General features: G+C 71.0%; 17 protein-coding genes. 9 read left to right on the top strand and 8 right to left on the bottom strand.

Annotation, left to right across the window (positions count from 1 at the left end; translation table 11 throughout):
- Nucleotides 1–927: an ABC transporter ATP-binding protein gene (locus ABZ911_RS13090; protein WP_358054748.1), complete on the top strand. Its 927-nt coding sequence runs from the start codon at nt 1–3 to the stop codon at nt 925–927.
- Entirely contained in the window at nt 917–1615 is a 699-nt protein-coding gene (locus tag ABZ911_RS13085; RefSeq protein WP_358054747.1) for an ABC transporter ATP-binding protein, read from the top strand. The genes ABZ911_RS13090 and ABZ911_RS13085 overlap by 11 nt, the downstream gene beginning before the upstream one ends.
- Here the strand turns inward: ABZ911_RS13085 and ABZ911_RS13080 are convergent.
- A complete protein-coding gene (locus tag ABZ911_RS13080) occupies nt 1572–2762 on the bottom strand; it encodes an MFS transporter (RefSeq protein ID WP_358054746.1) in 1191 nt (396 codons plus the stop codon). The two genes, ABZ911_RS13085 and ABZ911_RS13080, sit on opposite strands and share 44 nt — an antisense overlap.
- Nucleotides 2763–2827: 65 nt before the next feature.
- Between ABZ911_RS13080 and ABZ911_RS13075 the strand changes: the two genes are divergently transcribed.
- The gene (locus ABZ911_RS13075; RefSeq protein WP_358054745.1) at nt 2828–3316 is read left to right on the top strand and encodes a MarR family winged helix-turn-helix transcriptional regulator; all 489 of its coding nucleotides are present in this window, start codon (nt 2828–2830) and stop codon (nt 3314–3316) included.
- A 2-nt stretch (nt 3317–3318) separates the two neighbouring features.
- On the opposite strand, the gene holA is transcribed toward ABZ911_RS13075, so the two are convergent.
- Entirely contained in the window at nt 3319–4290 is a 972-nt protein-coding gene (holA, locus tag ABZ911_RS13070; protein WP_358054744.1) for a DNA polymerase III subunit delta, read from the bottom strand.
- Between the two features lie 348 nt (nt 4291–4638).
- Here holA and ABZ911_RS13065 point away from each other — a divergent pair, with 348 nt between their 5' ends.
- Nucleotides 4639–5091, top strand: a complete 453-nt coding sequence (locus tag ABZ911_RS13065; RefSeq protein WP_358054743.1) for a DUF4440 domain-containing protein — start codon at nt 4639–4641, stop codon at nt 5089–5091.
- Nucleotides 5092–5138: 47 nt separating this feature from the next.
- Here ABZ911_RS13065 and ABZ911_RS13060 read toward each other — a convergent pair whose 3' ends face one another.
- The 6 genes from ABZ911_RS13060 to ABZ911_RS13035 form a co-directional block, all read right to left on the bottom strand.
- Nucleotides 5139–7760 carry a ComEC/Rec2 family competence protein gene (locus tag ABZ911_RS13060; protein ID WP_358054742.1) on the bottom strand — a complete coding sequence of 874 codons (2622 nt, stop codon included), beginning with the start codon at nt 7758–7760 and terminating at the stop codon, nt 5139–5141.
- Nucleotides 7761–8216: 456 nt separating this feature from the next.
- Nucleotides 8217–8783 carry a ComEA family DNA-binding protein gene (locus ABZ911_RS13055; RefSeq protein WP_358054741.1) on the bottom strand — a complete coding sequence of 189 codons (567 nt, stop codon included), beginning with the start codon at nt 8781–8783 and terminating at the stop codon, nt 8217–8219.
- Nucleotides 8784–9401: 618 nt separating this feature from the next.
- A complete protein-coding gene (locus ABZ911_RS13050) occupies nt 9402–10235 on the bottom strand; it encodes a DegV family protein (protein WP_358054740.1) in 834 nt (277 codons plus the stop codon).
- Between the two features lie 30 nt (nt 10236–10265).
- On the bottom strand, nt 10266–11474 hold the full coding sequence (gene hutI, locus ABZ911_RS13045; protein ID WP_358054739.1) for an imidazolonepropionase: 1209 nt from the start codon (nt 11472–11474) through the stop codon (nt 10266–10268).
- A 447-nt stretch (nt 11475–11921) separates the two neighbouring features.
- The gene (gene hflX / locus ABZ911_RS13040) at nt 11922–13289 is read right to left on the bottom strand and encodes a GTPase HflX (protein WP_358054838.1); all 1368 of its coding nucleotides are present in this window, start codon (nt 13287–13289) and stop codon (nt 11922–11924) included.
- 170 nt (nt 13290–13459) lie between these two features.
- A complete protein-coding gene (locus tag ABZ911_RS13035) occupies nt 13460–14161 on the bottom strand; it encodes a DUF4097 family beta strand repeat-containing protein (protein ID WP_358054738.1) in 702 nt (233 codons plus the stop codon).
- A gap of 153 nt (nt 14162–14314) precedes the next feature.
- On the opposite strand from ABZ911_RS13035, the gene aceB reads away from it, so the two are divergent.
- The 5 genes from aceB to ABZ911_RS13010 are packed head-to-tail and all read left to right on the top strand — an operon-like array spanning nt 14315 to nt 20689.
- The gene (aceB, locus tag ABZ911_RS13030) at nt 14315–15901 is read left to right on the top strand and encodes a malate synthase A (protein ID WP_358054737.1); all 1587 of its coding nucleotides are present in this window, start codon (nt 14315–14317) and stop codon (nt 15899–15901) included.
- A 33-nt stretch (nt 15902–15934) separates the two neighbouring features.
- A complete protein-coding gene (locus tag ABZ911_RS13025; RefSeq protein WP_358054736.1) occupies nt 15935–17383 on the top strand; it encodes an FAD-linked oxidase C-terminal domain-containing protein in 1449 nt (482 codons plus the stop codon).
- Complete coding sequence (locus ABZ911_RS13020; RefSeq protein ID WP_358054735.1) at nt 17383–18732, top strand: FAD-binding oxidoreductase; 1350 nt, start codon at nt 17383–17385, stop codon at nt 18730–18732. The genes ABZ911_RS13025 and ABZ911_RS13020 overlap by 1 nt, the downstream gene beginning before the upstream one ends.
- Nucleotides 18732–19940 (top strand): heterodisulfide reductase-related iron-sulfur binding cluster, encoded by a 1209-nt coding sequence (locus tag ABZ911_RS13015; RefSeq protein WP_358054734.1) that lies wholly within the window; start codon nt 18732–18734, stop codon nt 19938–19940. Before ABZ911_RS13020 ends, ABZ911_RS13015 begins: the two co-directional genes overlap by 1 nt.
- Nucleotides 19937–20689, top strand: a complete 753-nt coding sequence (locus ABZ911_RS13010) for an IclR family transcriptional regulator (RefSeq protein ID WP_358054733.1) — start codon at nt 19937–19939, stop codon at nt 20687–20689. The genes ABZ911_RS13015 and ABZ911_RS13010 overlap by 4 nt, the downstream gene beginning before the upstream one ends.
- Nucleotides 20690–20696: the final 7 nt, after the last annotated feature.

Raw genomic sequence — 20696 nt, 5'->3', positions numbered from 1 at the left:
TTGAACACACCGACCCTGTCCGAGCTGGAGGCGCAGGCCACCAAGGCCAAGTCCGCGTTCGGCGCCGACGCGCACATCGTCTGCGACAACCTGGTGCGCATCTACAAGACCGAGGGCGTCGAAGTGGTCGCCCTGCAGGGACTCGACCTGCTCATCCAGAAGGGCGAGCTGATCGCCGTCGTGGGCGCGTCGGGGTCGGGCAAGTCGACCCTGCTCAACGTCCTGTCGGGGCTCGACGTGCCGACCGCGGGCCTGGCCAGGGTGGCGGGCATGGACCTGCTGGCCATGACCGCCAAGGACCGGCTGCGCTACCGCCGCGAGGTGGTCGGCTTCATCTGGCAGCAGACGGCGCGCAACCTGCTGCCGTACCTGAGCGCGCGGGAGAACGTCGAGCTGCCCATGAAGCTGGCGGGCAAGGCGCGCAAGGACCGAGCCGCTCAGTTGCTGGAGCTGCTTGGGGTCGGCTACTGCGCGGCCAGGAAGCCGGCCGAGATGTCGGGTGGTGAGCAGCAGCGGGTGGCCATCGCGGTCGCGCTGTCGAACTCGCCGCAGCTCGTCCTGGCCGACGAGCCGACCGGCGAGCTGGACAGCGAGACGTCGGAGGAGGTGTTCGAGGCGCTGCGCCGGGCGAACCGGGAGCTCGGCGTCACCGTCGTGATCGTCACCCACGACGCGCTGGTGTCGGAGCAGGTCGACCGTACCGTCGGCATCCGCGACGGGCGCACCAGCAGCGAGACCCTGCGTAGGGCGGGCGCCGAGGGCGAGATCATCGCCGAGGAGTACGCCGTGCTCGACCGGGTCGGCCGCCTCCAACTGCCCCGCGACTTCATGAACGCCCTCCACCTGGAGCGCCGGGTGCGCCTGGAGCTGGAGTCCGACCACATCGGCGTGTGGCCCGCCCGAGAGGAGCCCTCTGATGAGCACTGAACCCCTGGTCGTGGTCGAAGGGCTGACCAAGGTCTATCGCTCCGGCCCGGCCGAGGTGGTGGCGCTGCGCGAGGTGTCCTTCGAGGCCTTTCCCGGCGAGCTGGTGGCGATCCGCGGCCGTTCGGGGTCCGGCAAGACGACGCTGCTCAACCAGGTCGGCGGGCTCGACCGGCCGGACGCGGGCCGGGTGGTCGTCGACGGCAAGGACGTCACCGCGCTGCCTGAGGAAGAGTTGCTGGCCCTGCGGCGCGACGTGCTGGGGTTCGTGTTCCAGTCCTTCGGGCTCATCCCCGTGCTGACCGCGGCGGAGAACGTCGGCGTCCCCATGCGGCTGGCCCGCACCCCGCCCGCCCAGCGGGAGGAGCGGGTACGCATGCTGCTGTCCCTCGTCGGGCTCGAACAGCACGCCAACCAGCGGCCCTTCGAGCTGTCCGGCGGGCAGCGGCAGCGGGTGGCCATCGCCAGGTCGCTGGCCAACCGGCCGCGGCTGCTCGTCGCCGACGAGCCGACCGGCCAGCTCGACTCGCAGACCGGGCGGCAGATCATGCAATTGCTGCGCGCGCTGGTACGCAGCGAGGGGGTCACCGCGCTGGTGGCCACGCACGACCAGAGCCTCATCGCGCTGGCCGACCGGGTGCTGGAGATCAGCGACGGAGTGCTGCGCGAGGCCGCTCCCGCTCTGCGCTGACCGCGCGCACCTCGCGCAGCGCGATGGGGGCGAGACCGGCCACCGCGACCGCGACCGCCCCCGCCAGCAGCGGCAGCGTCGTGCCCGCCCAGCCCGCCAGCGGCGCGGCCACCGCCAGCCCGAGCGGCCTGGCGGCGAAGGAGATCAGCGAGTCGAACGACCTGACCCTGCCCAGCGCCCCCTCCGGAATCGCACCGGCCACCGCGGTCTCCCACAACGGGCTGAGCAGGCCGAGCCCGAACATCGCCGCGAAGTACGCGACAGCCACACCCCAGAACGGCAGCGGGACGGCGAGCGCGGCCAGCGGCAGCGCGTAGAGCGCGGCGCCGACCGAGGCGACGACCAGAGGACGGCGGATCGGCAGCCGCGGGGCGGCGAGCACACCGGCGACCAGGCCGACCGCACCGCACTGCACGATCATCACCCAGGCGGATTCGCCGGCGAGCAGCGGGCCGATGGTGAGGAACAGTCCCGCGGTGAAGTGCCACACTCCGTGGCCCAGCACGCCGGCCAGGAACCAGCGGAGCCGCCTGACCTCGTGCCAGCCTTCGGCCAGCTCGGTGGTGAAGGCGGGGCGGGTGGCGGGTTGGGGGGCTCGGGCCGTACGGATGCCGCCGAGGGTCACCGCCGAGCAGGCGAACAGCACACCGGTGAGCAGCGCCGCCCAGCCGGGCCCGGCGAGCAGCACCATGCCACCCGCCAGGGCGGGCGCGGCCACGGCCGACAGGCCCGTGGCCACCCCGATGCGCGCGTTGACCCGCAGCCGCCGCCCTTCCGGCGCCACCGCCGCCACCAGCCTGGGTACGGCGGGCGTGCCGAACGCGATCGCCGCGCCGGTGATCGCCGACAGCACCGCCAGGTGGGCGATCCGGTCGACGCCGAGCAGGAGCTCCACGGCGATGGCGACCTGGGCGAGTCCGCGGGTGAGGTCGGCGAACAACAGGACGCGTTCGGGCGGGAAGCGGTCGGCGAGGACGCCGCCCACCGGGAGGAGCAGCAGCAGGGGGAGCAGTTCGCAGGCCAGCACCAGGCCCAGGTCGGCGGCCGAGCCGGTGATGCGCAGGACCGCCAGCGTGAGCGTGGTGGGGATCAGGGCGGTGGCCAGGGCGGACAGCGAGCGGCCGGTGATGAGCCGGGTGATGGTCATGCCGCGAAGATATTTCGCTGACGAATGCTTCGTCAACTAAATACTCGGTGGCGTATGATTCCCTGATGGACGACTCCGTGGACCGTCACCTCGCCCGCTGGCGCGGCAAAGCACCCTTCGACGAACGGGTGGAGGCAATCGTGACGCGGATGCAGACCCTGGTGAAGCACCTGCGACAGGCCAAACAGGCGGCGTTCGGCGAAGTCGGCCTGCAGGACTTCGAGTTCGAGACGCTGCATCGGCTGGCCGCCCGGGGGGCGCCCTGGCGGGCCACGCCGTCAGAGCTCGCCGCCGAGCTGATGGTGTCGCCCGCCGGGATGACCGGTCGGCTGGACACCCTGGAAAAGGGCGGGCTGGTCCGGCGGATCCGCAGCGACAGCGACCGGCGCAGAGTGGACGTGGAGCTGACCGACCAGGGGCGCGAACGGTGGACCACGGCGATGAGCCTCCTGGCCGACATCGAGACCACCATGCTCGCCGCCCTCGGCCCCGCCGACCAGGCCGCCTTGGACGGCCTGCTCAAACGCCTGCTCGTCCGCGTGGAAACCGGCTGAGCTCAGCGGCCCGTACGGCTGGCCACGATGGTCTGGACGGTGTGTTCGAGCGCGTAGGCCGGGTCGGCGCCGCCGCCCTTGACCTGCTCGTCCGCGGTGGCGACGGCCTGCAGCGCGGCGGAGATCCCCTCCGGGCCCCAGCCGTTGAGCTGCCGCCGCACCCTGTCGACCTTCCACGGCGGCATGCCGAGATGACTTGCCAGCTGACCGCCCCTGAGGTTGCGCGGCGCGCCACCCACCTTAGCCAGCGACCGCAGCCCACCGGCCAGCGCACTCACCAGCAGAACCGGCGCCACCCCCGTGCTCAGCGCCCAGCGCAACTGCTCCAGCGCGTCGCCCAACCGGCCCTCGATCGCCGAATCGGCCACCGTGAACCCGCTGACCTCCGCCCGGCCCTTGTGGTACCGGGTGACCGCGGCCAGGTCGATCGTCTTGCCCTCGGTGTCGAACACGAGCTGGTTGCAGACCGCGGCCAGCTCCCGCAGGTCGTTGCCCACCGCGTCGAGCAGCGCCTGCGCGGCGTCACCCGCGATGGTCCGGCCCGCGCGCTTCACCTCGCTCCGGATGAACTCGAGCCGCTCGGCCGGCTTGGTCACCTTGCTGACCGTGACGACGTGGGCGCCCGCCTTCTTCACCCCGTCGACCAGCGCCTTGCCCTTCACGCCCCCCGGGTGGACCAGAATCAGGACGGTGTCGTCGGACGGGCGCTTGGCGTACGCGACGACCTCGGCGATGACGTCCTTGCCCAGGTCCTGCGCGGAACGGACCACCAGCACCGACCGGTCGCCGAACAGCGACGGCGAGGCGAGCCGGGTCAGCTCACCCGACTCGACCTTGGAGCCCACCAGGTCGTGCACCTCGGCGCCCGCCTCACCCTGACGGGCCGCCGCCACCACGGCGCCGACCGCGCGCTCGGCCATCAGTTCCTCGTCACCGAGAACCAGGGTCACCAGTGCAGGATCGTTCGCCGCCATGCAAACGAGCATCCCACGAATGTCCGACGAGCTTGAACTCTCCTCAGCTCTTGCCGCGGCTCCAGACGATGTCGCGCACCTGGACAGCCGCAGCCACGGGACACTTAGGCGACCTCCCAGACCTGGACAGCCGAAGTCGCGGTCTGTGTGGCTGGCATCGTAGGTGCGCAGGTCGGGTCTTCGCGTCTGTGTTGTGGTCAGGTCGTTTAACCCGTGCTGAGATCATCGCCATGTACGCTGGCGATACCTTCCTGACATCCCATGCCGCCATGGCCCCACCGCCCTTCCGGCGAGCGCACTTCCCGCCCCTTACGACCTGCTCAAAGACGATTCGCACGGGAGAACACCATGACCCTCGACCGAAACGCCACGACGCAGTTCCGTACTCAAAGCGGGGGCGGTATGGAGGCGGCGTGCCGTACCGAGATCGTCCGGCATCACGAAGTCATCCAGCGCTGGATCAACGGCAAAGTCTCTCGCACGGCTTCCGACTTCGCCGCGTTCGCCGACGCCCACACCCCCGACTTCACCCTCATCGAACCCAGCGGGACCACCCTCACCCGCGTACGGGTCTTCGCGGCGGTCAAGGACGCGTACGGCGCCGACCCCGACCTTGAGATCAGCATCACCGACGTCACCTTGGTCACCGCGACGGACACCGCCATCGTGGCCACCTACAAGGAGCACCACCACCACCCGGACGGCCCCACTCAAAGCCGCCACGCCACCGTGGTGTTCATCCCCTCCGCCGAAACCATGCGCTGGCGCCACCTACACGAAACCCGCATCGTCAACGCCTAACCACGCAGCGCCCCCTCCGACCAGGATCGCCACGCTGGCCCCGCTCCTCAACTGCCCCGCCCGACGATCGCCAGGCTGGCGCCCTGCTCAATCACGGCGAGATCGCCTGACTGGTCGGTGCGGTGAACCCGTACTCCCAGTCGATGCAATACCGAGAGTGTGGGTACGGCCGGATGGCCGTAGTCGTTGTCAGCGCCCACGCTGATCAGCGCAACCCTTGCCCCTACAGCCGCTAGGAACGCGTGATCCTGTCGTGCGGACCCGTGATGCGGAACCTTGAGGATGTCGGCGGTCGGAACCCCACGGCGTAGCAGCTCACTTTGAGCATCCGTCTCGATGTCACCACTGAGCATCAGAGAGCCATGCGGCCATCGCACATGAACCACCACGCTGGAGTTGTTGATCTCACCTCCCTCCCCTACGTCACCTCCCATAGTCACCCCCTCCCGCGCGCCACCCCCCGACACCGCCATACGCTCCGCGCTACCGCTCAACCTCCCTCCATGCTCTACACCCCCGCTCAACCGCACCGCACGTGTAGCTCCACCGCCCACTCCATGCGCCGCGCCTCCGCTCAACCCCGCCGCCCGCGTTGCCCCACCGCTCGACCTCAGCGCATCCCCCGCATCACCGCTCAACCCCATCGCATGGCCCGTATCACCGCCCAACCCCACCGGCTGCCCCGCACCACCGCCCCACACCCTCCTATCCCCCTCGCCGCCAGCCGGGATCGCCACTCGGTCATCTCCGCCCGACGTGGCCACCTCCCTCACTTCCCCCAAGCTCGACCGCTCCCCTTCTTCCAAGCCCCTGCCCAGCGTCACCCCGGCCCCGGTCCAGCTGCCCACCGCCGTTCCCTCCTGTGTGTGGCTTGGTGTCATCCCGATCGTCGGGGCGAGGACGGTCAGGGCCGCGGAGCCGAATCGCCACTGGGTGCCGGGGGCGGCCACCCATTCGGGGATCCGGCGGCGGGCCAGGATCGCGGAGATGCGCGTACTTTCCTCCTGGGCGAGTGCGCGTCCTGGGGTGACCAGGACCGCGCCGACCCGCCTGCCTCTCCTGAACACCCCTTCGAGTCCGCCCACGTGATCGGCGTGCGGATGGGTGAGGATGATCAAGGGGATGTCCCGGATCCCCAGCCTGCGCAGGCAGCGATCGGTCAGTACCGCGTCGGGGCCCACGTCCACGAGTACTCCCCGTCCCGCACCCGCCGCGATCACACCGGCGTCGCCCTGGCCGACGTCGCATGCCACGAACAGCCAGCCCTTTGGCGGCCATGGAGCGACCACAGGACCGACGGCCAGCACCGCGACACCTCCGGCCACGGCCGCCGTCAGAACGACCGCCCGCCAAGTGGCACGCCGCAGAACGGGCACAGCCACGAGAGCGACCACGGCCAGCAGGCCGAGGCCTGTGAGACCGCCTGGCCACGGCAGGTTCGCGTGCGGAACCGAGGTGGCGTGCCCGGCCACGGTGATGATCCAGCCGACGGCGTAACCGGCGGGCAGGACGAGTAGTTGCGCGATCGCCGGTGACAGCGGTGCGACCAGGGCGGCGGCGAACCCCAGCAGGGTCGCCGGGGCCACCGCCGGGCCCGCGAGCAGGTTCGCCGGGACCGCGAGGACGCTCAGCTGGCCGACCATGAGGACGAGTACCGGGGTCACGGCCGCCTGCGCGGCAGCGGGTACCGCTACGGCTTCGGCGGCCCAACGCGGCAGCCGTACGGCAAGGCGGTCGCGCCATCTGGGGGCCAGCAGCAGGATTCCGGCGGTGGCCGAGACCGAGAGCGCGAAGCCGTACGAGCGGGCCAGTGCCGGCTCGAAGAGGATGAGGAGCAGCACCGACGCGGAGAGGCCCGCGACACCGTCCCTGGGGCGGCCGGTGCCCAGGGCCACGGCCGCGACCAGCCCCATGAGCAGGGCTCGCAGCACGCTGGGCGAGGGACGCGCGACGATGGCGAACGCGATCATCGCGATCCCGGCCAGCACCGCCCGCGCCGCGAGCGGCATACCCGCCATTCTGGACAGTCCGATCGCGGCTCCGGCGACGATGGCCAGGTTCGCTCCGGATACAGCGGTCAGGTGGCTGAGGCCTGCTTCCTTGAAGTCGGCGGCGACCTGCGGATCCATCCGTGAGACGTCCCCCACGACCAACCCCGGCAGCAGGCCGCGTTGATCGGCGGGCAGGACGTCCGCCGCACGCCGCAGACCTGCCCTGAGCTCCCCGGCGACCACCTGCACCGGGGACGGCCCGGTCAGAACCCGTGGTGGTCCGCGAACGAGCATGATCGCACCGACGAGTTCGTCGTGATCGGCGGTCCCGAGCCGTCCGGTGACGCGAAGCCGCTGGCTGGGCAGCAGCGAGCGCCACTCACCCCCCGACGCGAACACCACGATCGGGGTGTGTACGGCGAGGCGCCGCCCCATCGTCTCCAGGATCTCGATCGTCGCGGGCACCACCACGCTCTCCCGGCGGAAGGTGCCGACGGCCGTACGAACCCGTGGATCGTCGGTGAGGGCGATCTCGGCGCTGATCTGGCTGTTGCGTGCGGCCAGGTCAGCGACGGGACCTGTGGAGACGGCGTGCACCCTGAAGGCGACCGAAGCAGAAGTCGCCGCGACGCACCCCAGCACCGCGAGTCCCACGTTCCGCCACAGACGCGCGGACACACACCTTCGGGTGCTCCGAACGGCGGCGGTAGGGGAATCGCCAAGCGATCTCCTCACGAAGAAGCCCGCCCACGAGCGCCCAGCGCCTCTCATCGCCGAGGTGAGCCGCTTGGTGAAGAGAGCCGCTGGCCTCGCGCCGATCGCTCCTGTACCGCAGGCGACCAGCCCGGCGAGGACCGTGGCCACCACCGCCGTGATCGCGCCCGCCACCGCGGAGCAGCCCAGAAGGACGAGTGCACTCACCCAGGCCGCCACAGCGGGCAGGGCAAGGATCCACGAATGCTTCGGCCCCTCCTCTTCCTCCGAACGATCCCGCATCAGGTCGTCGCCAACCGCATCATCTCCGCCAACGGCCGACCGCGCACGAGGCGACCTCTGTCCGGACATCACCCGCCTCCTAACGTCGGCCCCTCATCGCGGGCACGCCGATACGCTCCACCGCTGTGCTTCGTGAGGTCAGACTCTGACCCTGGTTTTCAGTTCTTCGTATTTGCGGGGGCCGATGCCGCTGACGTCTCTGAGTTGCTCGATGGCGCGGAAGCCGCCGTTGGCGGTGCGGAACTCGGTGATTCGGCGGGCCAGGACTTCGCCGACACCAGGTAACTGTTCGAGTTGGTCTGGTGTGGCGGTGTTGAGGTCGATCACGGCTGTGGTAGGGTCCGCGGGGGTGAGTGGGGTGGCGGGTGGACCGCTGGGGGCGCCTACGACGATCTGCTCGCCGTCGATCAAGCGTCTGGCGAGGTTGACCGAGCCCGTGGGGCTGCCCCTGCGTGGACCCCCTGCGGCGGTCACCGCGTCGGCGACCCGGGAACCGCCGCTGAGGGTGTAGACGCCTGGGCGGCGGACCCTACCGGTGACGTGGACGGTCACCTCGGGAGCGCGCGGCGATGACACGGCGACGGTGGGTGCCGCGGCTGAGCCGGTGAGTGGGGGCGGGGCAGGGAGGGGGGCCGGTTCGGGCTGGGATCTCCAGGCGTAGATGCCGCCCACGATCGCGGCGAGTATGCCGATCAGGAGGAGCACACGCAGTCCTGGGCGGCCGGGGTCGAGGGCGGGGGCTTGGGCGGCGACTGCCGTACGGAATTCGTCGAAGGACTGGGGAAGCCGTGGTGAGGAGGGGGCGGGAACGTTCGGGCCGCCACGCGGGAGCGCATTGCCCGAAGGGAAGGCGGGTGCATCACGACGCGGAGACGCGCTGTCCGAGGCGAGGGAGGGTGCATCACGACGCGGGAGTGCGTTGTCCAAGGGGAACGCCGGCGCGTCACGACGAAAGATCGCCTTGGGGCGCAGGAGCCGGTGTAGGCGGGACTCGGCTATCTCCTGGTTGGTGGTGGGCACGCCTGTGAACCTAGGCTCCGGCCTGGTGGGGCGAATCGGGCGAACGCGGTTCTGGGGAAAACCGCGAACGGGCGGAGCCCAGCCTGTGGAGAAAGTCGACCACGCTCGTCAGCCCCGGGCGCGCGAGCCTCATGGGCATCCTGATGCGCGTCTCGGACACCGGCCGATTGACCTGGGGCCGCCGACTTCATCGGGCAGGCCAAGGCGGACAGTCGGCGAACGCGCAGCCAGCCGAAGGCCCCTGCCCGGAGCGTCCCAAGCCCACGTGTTGCTCGGCCACGCGGCCCAGGCGGGTGAGGGTCTCTAGAAGGGCGCCACCGTGACCCCGAGCATCCCCGGTCCCACGTGCGCCCCGATGACCGCGCCCACCTCCACCACCCGCAGGCCCATCACCTTCGGCACCCGCTGCGCGAGCCGCTCCGCCAGACCTTCGGCCCGCCCCCTGGCCGACAGGTGCTGCACCGCCACCTCCACCGGTTCGGCGCCCGCGGCCCGCACCGCCAGTTCCTCCAGCCTGGCGATCGCCCGCGCCGCGGTCCGCATCTTCTCCAGCGGCACGATCGTCCCCCCGGAGATGTGCAGCAACGGCTTGATCATCAGTGCCGATCCCACCAGTGTCGCCGCCGCCCCGATCCGCCCGCCCCGGCGCAGGTACTCCAGCGTGTCGACGTAGAAGAAGGTGCGCGCCGCCTCCGCGCAGCTCCGGGCCGCGGCGGCCACCTCGGTCAGCGTCCGCCCTTGTGCGGCGGCGGACGCGGCGGCCAGGACGGGAAAGCCGAGCCCCATCGCGATGGATCTGCTGTCGATGACCTCGACCGGTATGAGGGAGTCTGCGGCGGCCACCCGGGCGGCGGCGACCGTACCCGAGAGTTCGCCTGACAGGTGGACGGACACCACTCCGGTGGCGCCGCGCGCGGCGGCGGCCTCGTAGGCGTCGGCGAAGCGCTGGGGGGCGGGGCGGGAGGTGGTCACCGGCGCCCAGGCTTTGAGTGCCGCCAGCATCCGGGCCGCGTCGAGCTGGTCGCCGTCGTCGTACGCGGTGCCACCGATGATCACCTCAAGCGGGACCACGGTGACATCAGGGTGAGCAGGGAGATAGGCGGTGGAGTCCGTGACAACTGCGACGGATGGCGACATATCCAGAGATTACCCAGCACCAAACGCCTGCTACTGGACCGGTGTGCCGCCTCGCCACACGCGACGCGGCTTCAGGCCGAACGACCAGGCGAAGGCGCCCTCGTGGTCGGCGTCCCACTGCACGATGTCGGCCAGCCGCCCCGGTGCCAGCACTCCGCGGTCGGGCGACCCGAGGACCTGGGCGCCGCCCAGCGTGGCCGCGCGCAGCGCGTCGCCGACGCTCATCCCGAACGCGGACACGGCCAGGCTGATGACCAGCGACATCGAGGTGATGCCGCAGTGGCCGGGGTTGTGGTCGCTGCCGAGCGCCACCGTGACGCCCTGCGAGATCATGCGCCGGACCGGCGGGAGGCTGCCGCGCTGCATCGCCGTGGCCGGGCAGAGCACGGCGGGCACGCCGTACCTGGCCAGGATCGCGATGTCCTCGTCGGAGGTGTGATGCAGCAGGTCGGCGGAGGCGCAGCCGAGCTCGGCCGCGAGCTGCACCGCGCCCCGGCGGCTGAAGGCGCCGGCGTGGATGCGCGGCAGCAGGCCGACGTTGCGCCCGGAGGCCAGCACCCAGCGGGTCTCCTCGGTGGTGAAGTGCCCCTCGTCGCAGTAGGCGTCGACGCTGTCGGCACCCGCCGCGGCGGCGTCGGCGCACCAGGCGCCCACGGCCTCGACGTAGTCGCGCTGACGGCCGAAGTACTCCGGTGGCACGACGTGCGCGGCCAGGAACGTGACGTGCACGCGCGGCATCATCGGCTCTTTCTCGAGCTCGCGCAGCAGCCGCACGTCGGCCAGCTCGCCGTCGCGGGTGAGGTGGTAGCCGGTCTTGGCCTCGACCGTGGTGGTGCCGCTCAGCAGCCAGGCGCGCAGCCGCTCGCGGACGCCGTTGCACAGGGTCCACGGGTCGGTGCCGCGGGTCACGGTGACGGTCGAGCCGATGCCACCGCCGGCCGCGTTGATCGCCGAAGAGGACGAGCCGCCCGAGCGCATGGCCATCTCGGCGTAGCGATTGCCCGCGTAGACGGGGTGGGTGTGCGCGTCGATGAGGCCGGGAGTGACCAGGGCGCCGCCCAGGTTCTCCACGTGGTCGACGTCGACGATGTCGTCGACGACGCCCGGCACGCTCTGCGGCAGGTCCGCCGCACGGCCCACCCAGGCGATGCGGTCGTTGTGTACGAGGATGGCGGCGTTGCTGCAGACGTCATTGCCGGTCCACAGACGACCGATGTTGGTCAGCAGGCGAACGGTCACCGCATCACCGCCCCGCACGGGAGCAGCGCCCAGCGAACGGCGGGCGCCATGCCCACGTAGTCCGCTCCGGGTCCGGACGGCATCGGGGGTCTCCTGCTCTCATCCGCGAAATGACTGTGCGGTGACCGTACCGCCGGGCTCATGATCCGGCGATTTCAGTTCAGTTACGTTATTTCACAGGTCGGCTCGGTGTACAGGGTTATTCGAAAGAAAGCCCAATCATCCCATCCGACCCCCGCACTCAGTCTGGACCCCAACCGGCAGCCCAGCCCCGACCCTTCGCTCTGGCCCCCGCATGCGACATCTCTCGCAGCAGCCATCATCCGAAACCCGTGCCATTAGTGTCGTAAGGCTTGGCTCATCCTAGCAATCCCGGCGTTCAAGAACCACTGCCGGTTTTGTCCAGAAATGACGAAGCGCGACCCCCTATCGGGACCGCGCTCCGGCTCAGACCCGCTCGACGGGTTTGGCCACCCGCTCAAGCTCGTGGAACAGGCTGGGCAGGACCCTCGCGTGCAGCACGGTGCCATCGCCCGTGTGGTCGACGGAGAGCACCTCGCCCTCCTTGTGCGCCCGCGAGATCAGGTCTCCCCTGTCGTACGGCACCAGCATCAGCACCTCGTGGTCGAGCCTGGGCAGCTCCCGCTCGATGAGGTCCATCAGCTCGGCGATCCCCGCTCCGGTGCGGGCGGAGACCACGATGCTGTTGCGCTCGCGCCGGGTCAGCCGGTCGATCACGTCCTGGTCGGCCGTGTCGGCCTTGTTGACCACCACGATCTCGGGCACGTCACCGGCGCCGTCGATGTCGGCGAACACCTCGCGCACGGCGGTGAGCTGACCCTCGGGGTCGGGGTGCGAGCCGTCCACCACGTGCAGGATCAGGTCGGCGTCGGCGACCTCCTCCAGCGTGGAGCGGAACGCCTCGACCAGTTGGTGCGGCAGGTGCCGGACGAAGCCGACGGTGTCGGCGATCGTGAACAGCCTTCCCTCCGGCGTACGCGACTTGCGCACGGTCGGGTCGAGGGTGGCGAACAGCGCGTCCTCCACCAGCACGCCCGCGCCGGTGATGCGGTTGAGCAGCGAGGACTTGCCGGCGTTGGTGTAGCCCGCGATCGCGACGGCCGGGACCTCGCGGCCCTGCCGGTGCGAGCGCTTGGTCTCGCGCGCGGTGGACATGTCACCGATCTGGCGGCGCAGCTTGGCCATCCGCTCGCGGATGCGGCGCCGGTCCAGCTCGATCTTCGTCTCACCGGGGCCGCGGCCACCGATGCCGACGCCGCCGGCCGCCCGGCCGCCGACCTGCCTGGACAGGTTGCCGCCCCAGCCGCGCAGGCGCGGCAGCAGGTACTGGAGCTGTGCCAGCTCGACCTGGGCCTTGCCTTCGCGGCTCTGCGCGTGCTGGGCGAAGATGTCGAGGATCAGCGCCGTGCGGTCGATCACCTTGACCTTCACGATCTCCTCGAGCTGGCGGAGCTGACCGGGGGTCAGCTCGCCGTCGCAGATCACGGTGTCGGCGCCGACGGACTCGACCACGTCGCGCACCTCCACCGCCTTGCCGGAACCGATGTAGGTGGCCGGGTCGGGCTTCTGACGTCGCTGGATGAGTCCCTCGAGCACCTCCGAGCCCGCCGTCTCGGCGAGCAGCTTCAGCTCCAGGAGGGAGTTGTCGGCGTCGGTCGCCGTACCAGAGGTCCAGACGCCGACGAGGACGACCCGCTCCAGACGAAGCTGGCGGTACTCGACCTCGGTGACGTCCTGAAGTTCGGTGGAGAGGCCGGCCACGCGCCGCAGCGCCTGCCGCTCCTCAAGGTCCATTTCGCCGGCGGCGGGCTCGTCGGTGACGAGATCGTCCCACTGCCGGGCGGAGTCACGGGTGAAGCGAGTACGGGAGTCGTTGTGCATTCGTGTCATCTCTAATAGGCAACGTCTGGACACCTCGGTGTCTTCCCCGATGGTGACATGACATCACGCAGAGATTCGACCCCTTATCCGGCCAGTACGGTGGCGTCGCCGGAGCCCGTCTTGAGGCTGACCTTGCGCGGGGACTTGGGGTCGTCGGTGACCTTGACCGAGGTGTCGCCCGAGCCGGTCTCGGTGGTGACGTCGTAGGAGCCCTGCGGGAGCCGTACCGTGACGTCGCCTGAGCCGGTCTCCACCTCGACGCTGTCGGGGACCGCGGCGTACTTCAGTTCGGCGCCGCCCGAGCCGGTCTCGGCGTAGGCCTTCTTGCCCGCCAGGCCGTTGGCCTCGATGTCGCCCGAGCCCGTCGTGGCCTCCAGCTCGCCGGACAGGTCGCGCAGTGTCAGGTTGCCCGAACCGGTGTCGGTCTTGACCTTCAGGCCCTTGGGCACCTCCACGCGGTAGTTGACCCCGCAGCTGCCCCAGTTCCGCTGCTCGCACTTGTAGCGCAGCGTGAGGGTGTCGCCGTCGACCGGGTGCTCGGTCTTCGGCTTGTCGCCGCGCCAGTAGAGGGTCTCGACGACCTTGATCCCCTGGCGGTCGGTCTCGCTGACCGTGATGTCGCCCGAGCCGCTCTCGACGAACAGCGTGGCGACCTTCTCCGACACTTCGTAACTGATCTCATCCTGGTCGGTGGGGCCGCCGATGCCGGCCAGGCCACCGCATCCCGTCAGCAGCGCGCAGGAGGCGAGAAGGGCTCCCGCGGCGACCATGCTCTTCGTCTTCATGTCCCCGATCCTCCTGCCCACGTGGCCTGCGGGCATCCGGGAAACCCCCGAACCATCCCCGGGGCAACCCCACCTTTGACCCGCGCCCGCCCATGAAGTAGCTTCAATTCCACAATTCAGAAGAACTTTTCCACGATATGGAAAGGAAGCCTCATGGACGGCGTTGAGATCACCGGCCCGATGCTCGACCGGTTCGAGGAGGTGCTCACGCCGGAGGCGCTCGCCTTCGTCGCGCGGCTGCACCGCGAGTTCGACGCCAGGCGCCTGGAGCTCCTGGACGCCCGCCAGGCGCGGCAGGCCGAGCTGTCCGCCGGCGGCACCCTCGACTTCCTGCCCGAGACCAAGGCGGTCAGGGAGGGCGACTGGCAGGTCGCTCCCCCGGCCCCGGGCCTGGAGGACCGCCGGGTCGAGATCACCGGCCCGGTCGACCGGAAGATGACGATCAACGCACTCAACTCCGGCGCCAAGGTCTGGCTCGCCGACTTCGAGGACGCCAACTCCCCGCTGTGGGAGAACGCCGTCAGCGGCCAGCTCAACCTGCGCGACGCGCTCGACCGCGAGATCGACTTCGAGAGCAAGGGCAAGAGCTACGCGCTGCGGCCCGACGCCGAGCTGGCCACGATCGTCGTCCGCCCGCGCGGCTGGCACCTGAACGAGAAGCACCTGCTGGTCGACGGCCAGGAGGTGGCGGGCGGGCTGTTCGACTTCGCGCTGTACTTCTTCCACTGCGCCCAGCGGCAGATCGACAAGGGCAAGGGCCCCTACTTCTACCTGCCGAAGATGGAGTCCCACCTGGAGGCGCGCCTCTGGAACGACGTCTTCGTGGTGGCCCAGGAGAGCCTCGGCATCCCGGTGGGGACGATCAGGGCCACCGTCCTGATCGAGACCTACCCGGCGGCGTTCGAGATGGAGGAGATCCTCTACGAGCTGCGCGACCACTCGGCCGGGCTCAACGCCGGGCGCTGGGACTACCTGTTCAGCGTGATCAAGAAGTTCCGCACCAGGGGCCGCGAGTTCCTGCTGCCCGAGCGGAACGCGGTCACCATGACCGCGCCGTTCATGCGCGCCTACACCGAGCTGCTGGTGCGCGCCTGCCACAAGCGGGGCGCGCACGCGATCGGCGGCATGGCCGCGTTCATCCCCTCGCGCCGCGACCCCGAGGTGAACAAGGTGGCGCTGGAGAAGGTGCGCGCGGACAAGACCCGCGAGTCGGGCGACGGCTTCGACGGCTCCTGGGTGGCCCACCCCGACCTGGTGCCGATCTGCCGCGAGGTCTTCGACGGCGTCCTCGGCTCGCGCCCCAACCAGCTCGACCGCCTGCGCGAGGACGTCGAGGTCTCGGCGTCCCAGCTGCTGAGCGTCTCGGAGACCCCCGGCGACATCACCGAGGCGGGCCTGCGCAACAACGTGGACGTGGCGCTGCGCTACCTGGCCGCCTGGATGGGCGGGCTCGGCGCGGTCGCGATCCACAACCTGATGGAGGACGCCGCCACGGCGGAGATCTCCCGCTCGCAGATCTGGCAGTGGATCCACAACGGCATCGAGCTGGCCGACACCGGGGCGCTGGTCACCCGCGAGCTGGTGGAGCGGATCATCGCCGAGGAACTGGCCAAGATCGCCGCCGAGCCCGGTTACGACGAGGCGCTGTACACCCAGGCGGAGGCCCTGTTCAAGGAGGTCGCCCTGGACGACGACTTCGCCGAGTTCCTGACCCTGCCGGCATACGCCCGTATGCCTTGACATGACGAAACCGCGCTGCGGGAGGATGCGGTGATGACAGCGCTGAGCAACGAGATCGCCGTCCGGCTCCGGCGTGTCCTGGAGCCGGAGGCGGTGATCACCGATCCGGTACGGCTGCGCACCTACGAGTGCGACGGCCTCACCTACCACCGGGCCACCCCCGGCGTGGTCGTCCTCCCCGAGACCGCCGAGCAGATCGCCGAGGTCGTGAAGATCTGCAACGAGTACGGCGTGCCGTTCGTCGCGCGCGGCTCGGGGACCGGCCTGTCGGGCGGAGCGCTGCCGCGCAGCGACGGCGTCCTGATCGTCACCTCCAGGATGCGGCGCGTCCTGGAGATCGACATCGAGGGGCGCCGGGCGGTCGTCGAGCCCGGCGTCACCAACCTGGCGATCACCGAGGCGGTGCGCGACCAGGGCTACTACTACGCCCCCGACCCCTCCAGCCAGCAGATCTGCTCCATCGGCGGCAACGTGGCCGAGAACTCCGGCGGCGCCCACTGCCTGAAGTACGGTTTCACCGTCAACCACGTCGAGGCGTGCGAGATCGTCACCCCCGACGGTGACCTGGTGTGGCTGGACCGGATGGACGCCGGATACGACCTGCTCGGCACCTTCATCGGCTCCGAGGGCACCCTCGGCGTCACCACCAAGATCGTGGTACGGCTGAGCCGCGCCCCCGAGACCGTCACCACGATCCTGGCCGCGTTCGAGAGCATCGAGCAGGGCGGCGAGGCGGTGTCCGCGATCATCGCGGCGGGCATCGTGCCGGCGGCGATCGAGATGATGGACGCGCTGGCCATCGAGGCGGCCGAGGCCGCGGTGGCCTGCGCGTACCCGGCCGGGGCCGGGGCCGTGCTGATCGTGGAGCTGGACGGGCCCGAGCCCGAGGTCGCCCACCAGTTCGCGCGCATCGAGCGGATCTGCTCGGGCGCGTTCGAGCTGCGGGTGGCGGCCGACCCGGCCGAGCGGGCGGCCGTGTGGAAGGGGCGCAAATCGGCGTTCGCGGCGGTGGGGCGGATCAGCCCCGCGTACATCGTGCAGGACGGGGTGGTGCCGAGGACCTCGCTGCCGCGGGTGCTGGCCGGGATCGACGAGCTGTCGCGCGAGCACGGGATCAGGGTGGCCAACGTCTTCCACGCCGGTGACGGGAACCTGCATCCGCTGGTGCTGTTCGACGACGCGGAGGCCGGGGCGGGCGAGCGGGCCGAGACGGTGTCGGGGAAGATCCTTGACCTGTGCATCGAGCATGGCGGGTCGATCACGGGAGAACATGGAGTCGGGGTGGATAAATCGCGATATATGCCGAAGATGTTCACCGATGACGATCTCGACACCATGCAACTGGTGCGATGCGCCTTCGACCCGCGGAACCTGTCCAACCCCGGCAAGGTGTTCCCCACCCCCCGCCTGTGCGGCGAGGTCCCCGGCGTCCGCAAGGGCGTCCATCCGCTGGTCGAGTCGGGAAAGGCGGAACAGTTCTGATGAACGACGGAGCGTTGGCATCGGCCACGAGCGACGTCGTGGCGAAGGCGCTGGTCAAGACCGGGGTGGCGGTCAGGGAGGCGGCGGCCGACGACGAGGTCGCCGGAGTGCGGCCCCGGTGGGTGGCGTTGCCGGAGACGACCGAGGACGTCGCCGCGCTGCTGGGCGTCTGCGCCGAGCACGATCTCGCGGTGGTGCCCGTGGGCGGCGGCACCAAGCTGCACTGGGGCCGCCGCCCGGACCGCTGTGACGTGCTGCTCGACCTGTGCTGCCTGAACGAGATCCTGGAGCACGCGGCGGGCGACCTCGTGGTGCGCGTCCAGGCGGGCGTCACGATGGCGGCGCTGGCCGAAGCCCTCGCCGCGCACGGCCAGGAACTGGCCCTCGACGTGCCGCTCGACGGCGCCACGGTCGGCGGCACGCTGGCCACCGCGACCGCGGGCCCGCGCGCCCTCCGCTACGGCACAGCCCGCGACCTGCTGATCGGCATCACGGTCGTGCTGGCCGACGGCACGACCGCGAAGTCCGGCGGCAAGGTGGTCAAGAACGTCGCGGGCTACGACCTGGGCAAACTCTTCACCGGCTCGTACGGCACGCTCGGCGTCATCACCGAGGCCACCTTCCGCCTGCATCCCGTGCCCCCCGACCGCCGCTGGGTGAGCGCTAGCTACCCGGGTCCCCGGCTGGAGACGAAGGAGACCGGCAGCTCCCTGTACGTGCCCGACCCACCGGAACGCATCCTCGTGGCGCTGGCCGCCAGCCAGGCCGAACCCAGCGCGATCGAGATCGACTGGCCCGCCGTGGACGGCCCCTACCGGGTCTCGGCCCTGCTCGAGGGGCACGCGGCGGCCCATCGGGCGCTAGCCGTACAGGACCTCTTCCACGAGCACGCGCCCGCGCTGGACGAGCGCGCGGCGGCCCCGCGCGGGTGGGCGGTTGAGGTGGGGGAGGTGGCGCCGGAAGGGTGGGGGCGGTTGCCTGGGGACGAGGTGCTGGTCGAGGTGCGGGCGCCGGTGGATCGGGGGCAGTCGGTCATGGTGGAGGTGTTCGACGCGGCCCGGACGACCGGACTGCCCGCGGCGAGCAGGATGTGGCTGGGGGACCACCTCGTCGTGCTGATCGGTTTGCCCGACGACGCCGACCCGTCGGCCGCCGCCGGGTTCGTGGCGCTGCTCCGCGGCGGCCTGGAGGACGACTGCCGGGTGCGCGTGGTGACGGCGCCCCATGAGGCCGCCCGGCGGATGGACCGCTGGGGTCACGTCGGCGCGCTCACGCTGATGCGGCGGGTCAAGGAACGGTTCGATCCCGGGCGCAGGATGTCCCCCGGCCGCTATGTAGGGGGCATCTGATGGACCCTGAGCTGATCAAGGACTGTGTGCACTGCGGGTTCTGCCTGCCGACCTGCCCCACCTACCTGCTGTGGGGCGAGGAGATGGACTCGCCGCGCGGCCGTATCCACCTGATGGGCCAGCACGTCGAGGGCACCCCGATCACCCCGGAGATGGCGGGGCACTTCGACGCCTGCCTCGGCTGCATGGCGTGCGTGACCGCCTGCCCGTCGGGCGTGCAGTACGACCGGCTGATCGAGCAGACCCGCGCGGAGGTGGAGCGCGAGCACGTGCGCGATCCGCGGGACCGGGCGGTGCGCGGGCTGGTGTTCGGGCTGTTCCCGTACCCGAGGCGGCTGCGGCTGCTGCGGCTTCCGGCCAGGTTCGAGCTGACCGGGCGGCTGCAGCCGTTCCTGGAGCGGGTGCATCCGAGCCTGGGCGCGATGGCGGCGCTGGCGCCTCCGGTCGCGCGGCGGCAGCGGCTGCCGAGGCTGGTCCGGGCGCGCGGCGAGCGCAGAGCGGTGGTCGGGATGCTCACCGGCTGTGTGCAGGGCGAGTTCTTCCCACAGGTGAACGCGGCCACGGCGCGGGTGCTCGCGCTGGAGGGCTGCGACGTGGTGATCCCGCCGGGCCAGGGCTGCTGCGGGGCGCTGAGCGTGCACTCCGGCCGGGAGGACCAGGCGAGGCGGCTGGCGCGGCGCACGGTCAGGATGTTCGAGCGGGCCGGAGTCGACACGGTCGTGGTGAACGCGGCCGGCTGCGGGTCGACCATGAAGGAGTACGCCGACCTGCTGGGCGCCGCGCCCGCGTTCCGTACCCTCGACCTGTCGGAGTACCTGGCCGAGCTGGGGCCGGTCGCCGAGCGGCACCCGCTGGAGGTGACCGTCGCCTACCACGACGCCTGTCACCTGGCGCACGCGCAGGGCGTCCGGGCGCAGCCGCGCGAGTTGCTGCGCGGCATCCCCGGGCTGGTGCTGCGGGACATCCCCGAGTCGGACATCTGCTGCGGCTCGGCCGGGACCTACAACATCTTCCAGCCGGAGGCGGCCCGCGACCTCGGTGACCGCAAGGCGGCGAGCGTGGACCGCACCGGCGCCGAGCTGCTGGTCTCGGCCAATCCGGGGTGCACGATGCAGATCGCGGCGGCGATGCGGCGCAGGGGGCGGACGATCAGGGTGGCGCACACGGCCGAGGTGCTGGACGCCTCGCTGCGCGGGGTGAGCCTGTGAGCGTGCAGTCGGTCGACCGGGCGCTCGACGTGCTGGAGGCGCTGGCCGCGGGCGGCGGCGAGGCGGGACTGTCGGAGATCGCGGCCAGGACCGGCCTGCCGTACGGCACGATTCACCGGCTGTTGCGGACGCTGCTGGCCCGGGGTTACGTGCGGCAGGAGTCGGACCGGCGGTACGCGCTGGGCGGGGCGCTGGTGCGGCTGGGCGGGGTGGCCGAGCGGATGGTGGGGGTGTGGGCGCAGCCGTACCTGGCCAAGATGGTGGAGCTGTCCGGTGAGACGGCCAACATGGCGGTGCTGGAGGGCGACTTCGTGGTGTACGTCGCGCAGGTGCACTCGCCCCGGCGGCTGCGGATGTTCGCCGAGGTGGGCCGGAGGGTGCTGCCGCACAGCACGGCGGTGGGCAAGGTGCTGCTGTCCGACCGGCCGGATGCGGAGTCGGTGGCGCTGTTCGCGCGCACGGGCATGCCCCGGCGGACCGCGAACACGATCACCGAGACGGCGGCGATGCTGGCCGAGATCGGCCGGGTCAGGTCGCGGGGGTACGCGATGGACCTGGGCGAGGAGGAGTTGGGCGTGCACTGCCTGGCCGTGCCGGTGCGCGACGGGAGCAGGGTGGTGGCCGCGATGTCGGTGTCCGGCCCGGCCGAGCGGATCGACGCGCTGGACCGGGAGGAGCTGGCCGAGGGCATGCGCAAGATCGCGCACGACTTCGGCCTGGAGCTCAGTCCCGTGCCCGGCGAAGCGTGATCGGCGC

It is taken from the genome of Nonomuraea sp. NPDC046570 (assembly GCF_040645915.1).
Lineage (GTDB): Bacteria > Actinomycetota > Actinomycetes > Streptosporangiales > Streptosporangiaceae > Nonomuraea.
This window is presented reverse-complemented; position numbering and strand designations above follow the sequence as displayed.